Here is a 5,165-nt window from a genome sequence, read left to right as displayed (position 1 = left end):
CCGACGTGGGGGCCCCGGGGGGAGGTGGGGGCTCGACGACTCCCGGGGTTGCTTCACGAGCACGCTATCGCCTGCGGAACGGGCGAAGAGGACGTTACAGACAGAGGACGGCGTTCTTAGGTTCCGCTTAAGGAACGCATCGGAGCGGGTTAATGCTGGGCCCCCGGGCCGGTCGTGGTCCGGGCCCCCTTCCGCCCCCGCCACCCGATCCGGCGGCCGACCCGGCGGCCGTGGCCGCGCCGGCCGCGCTCGGGGCGGTCGCCGTGCAGGCCGATCCAGATCCGGACCTCGGTACCGCCGAGGACGGACCGGCCGATGCGCAGATCGCCGCCGGTGGACTCGGCGACCCGGCGCACGATGTCCAGGCCGAGGCCGGTGGAGCCGACGGAGCCGCTCGCCCCGGTGCGCCCGCTGGCGCCCCGGGCGAGGGCCGCCTTCGGGTCGTCGATCCCCGGGCCGGCGTCGGAGACGAGCACGATGACCGCGTCACCGCTGTGGTGGACGTCGACGGCGAAGGCGGTGCCCTCCGGGGTGTGACGGAAGACGTTGCCGAGCAACGCGTCCAGGGCGGCGGCCAGTTCGGTCCGGGAGACGGGGATGCGTACCGTACGGCCGACTCCCGCGAGGCGCACCTCGCGGCCCTCGTCCTCGGCGAGCGCCGACCAGAAGCCCATGCGTTCGCGGATCACCTCGGAGGCGTCGCAGCCCGCCTCCGACTGCCCGCCCTGGGTCTGCGGGCGCTGCTCGCGGGCGGTGCGGATGATCGTGTCGACCTCGTGCTCCAACTGCTGGACGGCCGCCCGGGTCTGCTCGGCCGCCGGCCCCTCGCCGAGGGACGCGGCGTTCAGCCGGAGCACGGTGAGCGGGGTGCGCAGCCGGTGCGAGAGGTCGGCGGCCAACTCGCGCTCGTTGGCCAGGAGCTGGACGACCTGGTCGGCCATGGAGTTGAACGCGACGGCGGCGGAACGCAGTTCGGTGGGTCCCTCCTCGGGGACCCGGGTGCCGAGGCGCCCCTCCCCCAGGTCCTGGGCGGCTCCGGCGAGGCGCTGGGCGGGCTGCACCATCCGTACGCCGAGCCGGTCGGCGACCGCGACCGAGCCGACGATCAATGCGACGCCGACGCCCGCCAGCATCAGCCAGGCTGTGGCGACCCCGTTGGAGACCTCGCCCTCGGGGACGAACACCTCGACGACGGCGATCTCCCCGGTGCTCAGCGCGGTCGGCTGGAGGAGCGCGAACCCGCCGGTGACCTCGGTGATGGAGGCCCGCCCGGCCTTGCGCACGGTCTCCACGTCCTTGGGGGTGGCGCGCCGGGTGCCGATGTCCAGCCCCTCGCCCCCGGTTCCGCCCGCCGCCTTCTCGGGGGCCGGGACGTGGACGGCGAGGTGGCCGCGGTCGCCCGGTTCGGTGGACAGGACGGCCCGGGTCAGCTCCTCGCGGTCGGTGGTGATGGAGAGGGTCGGGGCGATGGTCCCGGCCTGGCGTTCGGCGTCGGAGAAGGCCCGGTCGCTGGCCATCTCCCGGATGACGAGTCCGAGCGGTACGGCGAAGGCGATGACGACCATCGCGGTGACCGCCAGGCAGACCTTGACCAGGGCCCATCTCATGCGGGCGGCTCCGTGACCGGTGCGTCGGCGGGCGGCTGGAGCTTGACGCCGACGCCTCGCAGGGTGTGCAGATAGCGCGGGCGGGCGGCGGTCTCGCCGAGCTTGCGGCGCAGCCAGGACAGATGGACGTCGATGGTCTGGTCGTCGCCGTAGGACTGCTGCCAGACCTCGGCCAGCAGCTCCTTGCGGGCGACGACCACGCCCGGCCGCCCGGCCAGGAAGGTGAGCAGGTCGAACTCGCGCCGGGTGAGGTCGAGTTCGGCACCGTCCAGCTCGGCGCTGCGGCGCAGCGGGTCGATGGAGAGCCCGCCGACGCGGATGACCCGGGGCGGCGGCGCCTCGCCCCCGGCGGCGCGCGAGCGGCGGAGCACGGCGGCCATCCGGGCGGAGAGGTGCTCGACGGAGAACGGTTTCGTCAGGTAGTCGTCGGCACCGTCGTTGAGCAGCCGGACGATCTCGCTCTCGTCGTCCCGGGCGGTGGCGATGATGACGGGCACGTCGGTGATGGACCGCAGCATCTTCAGCGCCTCCGCGCCGTCCAGATCGGGCAGCCCGAGGTCGAGGACGACCACGTCGAAGCGGAAGTGCGCGACCTCGCGCAGCGCTTCGAGCGCGGTGCCCACGCTCCGTACCGTGTGGGAGGCCTCACTGAGGTGCCGGATGAGGGCGGAACGTACGAACTGGTCGTCCTCGACCACGAGCACACTTGCCATGGGCGGCACCGTACGCCATGGCGAGGGGCCCGGTCCCGGCCCCGTCGGAATCCTCCGCAAAGGCCGGAGAAGGGCGTCTGCCCCACCGGTACGGGCGGATTCGAGGCGGCCCGGGGCGGGCCCTCCGGGGGATCCGGAGCGGACTGTGCGGTTCCAGGAGCGGGCCGGGTGGTGCAGGATGTGCCGGATGCAACGAGGACTCGTACACGCGCTGGCGTGGTCGCTCGCCACCGGCGCGGCGGTCACGCTCTCGTGGTGGGGTGTGCACACGGTCATGACGGGGACGGCGTACGACCCTCCCCGGGCCGTACCGATCTCGGTGGGCGCGAGGGCGCCGCAGCGCATCGGGCAGAGCACCGAGGAGCCGCTCGTCTCCTCGACGCACCGGACGTCGCCCTCCCCCTCCGCCTCCGCCTCGCCGAGCACCGGTGACGCGCGCCCCTCGGTGTCGGCCCCGCGCCCCTCGCGTACACCGTCGGCGACCCCGGCGAAGCCGCCCGCGCGGTCGGCTCCGGCGAAGGCTTCGGGGCAGGTGAAGAGCTACCGGACCGATGGCGGCCGGGTGGTGTTCGAGCTGGGCGCGGATTCGGCGAAGCTCGTCTCGGCGACGCCGGAGCCGGGCTGGTCGATGCAGGTGTGGACGAACGACGCCTGGATCCGGGTGGACTTCAGCGACGGGGGCGGCGAGGACGGTACGACGTACTCGGTGTTCTGCACCTGGAACGGGACGCCGCCGACGGTGCAGATCGTCGAACCGTAAGCCGTGGCGGCCTGATCAGGGGTTCTCGAAGACCGACGGCGGGGGCGCGGGCGACGGCTTGGCGGCCGCGTCGGTGACGACGGCCGCGCCGCCGGTGAAGTCGGTGAGCGCACGACCGTGTTCGACGCGGCCGGGGTGCGGATCGCTCGCCACCCGCCGGGTGAACTCCGCGACCGGGAGCGGCATGGCCGAGGCGAGCAGGACCGCGTTGCCGAAGCGGCGGCCCCGCCACACCACCGGGTCGGCGGCCAGGGCCAGTTCGGGGAAGACGGTGGCGGCGGTGGCGACCTGGCCGCGCAGATGGGCGAGCGGGGGGCCGTCGGCGAGGTTGGCGGCGTAGCGCCCCTCGGGTTTCAGCACCCGGCGTACCTCGCCGAGGAATTCGGCGGAGGTGAGGTGGGCGGGGGTGCGCGCCCCGCTGAACACGTCCGCGATGACCAGGTCGGCCCAGGCGTCGGGGTATTTGCCGAGCCCTTCGCGGGCGTCGGCCGCCCGGACCCGGACGCGGGCCTGGGGGCCCAGCGGGAGGTGGTCGCGGACGAACTGCGTGAGGGGCGCGTCGAGTTCGACGATCTGCTGGGTGGATCGGGGGCGGGTCGCGGCGGTGTACCGGGCGAGGGTGAACGCGCCGCCGCCCAGGTGCAGGACGTGCAGCGGCTGGAGCGGGGGTGCGGCGAGGTCGATGATGTGGCCGAGGCGGCGCTGGTAGGCGAACGAGAGGTGCGTGGGGTCGTCGAGGTCGACGTGGGACTGCGGGGCTCCGTCGATCAGGAGCGTCCAGCCGTGCGGGCGCTCGCGGTCGGGCCGGAGTTCGGCGACGCCGCCGCCGACCGGCCGGGAGACGGCTTCCCGCTCACCTCGGCCCGCGCCACGCCCGGAGCCCTGGCGTTCCTGGCGGCCCTTCGCCTTGGCATCACCGCCGGCGGCCTTCCCCTTGGCCCGGTCCGGTGTTCCTCGACGTACCACGTTCGCTGGTCCTTGCTGGTGGGGGCCCGGGGTCGCCGGCCTGGCGGAGGTGTGCGGAGTGTTCCGCCCGTCCGGCCATTATGGGCTCAGCGACAGCTGTCGGCCGCCTCGATCAGCCGGGCCGCCTGGTCGAGGGCGGCGCGCAGCACGGCCGGGTCGGTGACCGGGGCGTCCTCGGCGGGCGGGAGCAGCCAGCCGGATCCGGAGACCGGCGGCTCGGCGGGGATGCGCAGCCCGCGGCCGTCGGTCCGCGTACAGGCGCTGCCGGGTACGTCCCAGGCGTCGGCGGTGCCCGGCGGTACGAGGAAGCCGAGGGTGTCGCAGGCCCCGTCGTGCAGGACCGGGCCGACGGCCTCCTGGTCGCCGCCGCGACGGAGGATGTCGACGGCTTCCAGGCCCTGCCGGGCCGGAACCGTGACGAGGTCCAGGGGCGGCGGGTCCGCCGGGGCGGGGGTCGTCGCGGTCGTCCGTGAGCCGGTCTCCCTGCCGAGGTGCAACAAGGGAACCCCTCCTCTCATCGCCGAACGGAGCCACACTCCGTCTCCACATGGACCAACGCCGTGGGTGCGTCAAGGGCTACGGGCCCACACCGCCGCAAAGGGTGGCAGTTCATGGCGGATCACGGGCGGTATGCCCGCTTTCGCAACGAAACGCTGTGTGTGCGTCTCGTCACAGCAGGTACGTTCATGCTCCGCCGGGACACCGGGACTCCGGGGAGGCCGGGGAGACCGGGGAGGCCCGGCAACGCCGGGTGGCACGACCCCCGGCTGCACCAGAGAGGGGCCGGACATGGCGTCGACAGGGGCAGTTCCCAACCTCGCCTTCCGTCAGCTGCGCGGACAGCGCTCCGCCGGGGAGTTCGCGGCGGCCGTCCGCAGAGCGGCCCGGGAGATCGGGGAGCAGGTCGCGTGTGACGCCCGGTACATCGGACGCGTGGAGTCCGGGGAGATCCGCTGCCCCAACTACGCCTACGAACGCGTCTTCCTGCACATGTTCCCCGGGGCTTCCCTGACCGACCTGGGGTTCTCGGCCCGCGAGAGCGTACGGGGGCGGGGCGCCCGGGTCGTATCGGAACCCCCGCCCGCGCCCGGGGCCGCGTCCCCAGGGACGTCCCCCACC

General features: G+C 74.2%; 5 protein-coding genes and 1 pseudogene. 2 read left to right on the top strand and 4 right to left on the bottom strand.

What is annotated here, in order from left to right:
* Positions 1-149 precede the first annotated feature (149 nt).
* Together D3105_RS32070 and D3105_RS32065 are read right to left on the bottom strand one after the other, a co-directional pair.
* Positions 150-1,607 carry a sensor histidine kinase gene (locus tag D3105_RS32070; RefSeq protein ID WP_118906367.1) on the bottom strand — a complete coding sequence of 486 codons (1,458 nt, stop codon included), beginning with the start codon at positions 1,605-1,607 and terminating at the stop codon, positions 150-152.
* Entirely contained in the window at positions 1,604-2,320 is a 717-nt protein-coding gene (locus tag D3105_RS32065; RefSeq protein ID WP_118906366.1) for a response regulator transcription factor, read from the bottom strand. The genes D3105_RS32070 and D3105_RS32065 overlap by 4 nt, the downstream gene beginning before the upstream one ends.
* 187 nt (positions 2,321-2,507) lie before the next feature.
* Between D3105_RS32065 and D3105_RS32060 the strand changes: the two genes are divergently transcribed.
* Entirely contained in the window at positions 2,508-3,080 is a 573-nt protein-coding gene (locus D3105_RS32060) for a hypothetical protein (RefSeq protein WP_118906365.1), read from the top strand.
* A gap of 15 nt (positions 3,081-3,095) precedes the next feature.
* On the opposite strand, the gene D3105_RS32055 is transcribed toward D3105_RS32060, so the two are convergent.
* Together D3105_RS32055 and D3105_RS32050 are read right to left on the bottom strand one after the other, a co-directional pair.
* Positions 3,096-4,046, bottom strand: a complete 951-nt coding sequence (locus D3105_RS32055) for a spermidine synthase (RefSeq protein ID WP_118906364.1) — start codon at positions 4,044-4,046, stop codon at positions 3,096-3,098.
* An 86-nt stretch (positions 4,047-4,132) separates the two neighbouring features.
* Positions 4,133-4,546 (bottom strand): hypothetical protein, encoded by a 414-nt coding sequence (locus tag D3105_RS32050; protein WP_240647100.1) that lies wholly within the window; start codon positions 4,544-4,546, stop codon positions 4,133-4,135.
* A 289-nt stretch (positions 4,547-4,835) separates the two neighbouring features.
* Between D3105_RS32050 and D3105_RS32045 the strand changes: the two are divergent.
* Positions 4,836-5,165 (top strand): annotated as a pseudogene (locus tag D3105_RS32045) (tetratricopeptide repeat protein); the annotation flags it as partial.

The sequence above is a fragment of the Streptomyces globisporus genome (genome assembly GCF_003501885.1).
Classification (GTDB): domain Bacteria; phylum Actinomycetota; class Actinomycetes; order Streptomycetales; family Streptomycetaceae; genus Streptomyces; species Streptomyces globisporus_D.
The sequence above is the reverse complement of the archived record's forward strand: the minus strand, read 5'-3'. Positions and strand labels throughout refer to the sequence as shown.

Coding starts and splice junctions, on each gene's coding strand:
- D3105_RS32065 (WP_118906366.1), bottom strand. CDS start 2,320: ATGGCAAGTGTGCTCGTGGTCGAGGACGACCAGTTCGTACGTTCCGCC.
- D3105_RS32070 (WP_118906367.1), bottom strand. CDS start 1,607: ATGAGATGGGCCCTGGTCAAGGTCTGCCTGGCGGTCACCGCGATGGTC.
- D3105_RS32060 (WP_118906365.1), top strand. CDS start 2,508: ATGCAACGAGGACTCGTACACGCGCTGGCGTGGTCGCTCGCCACCGGC.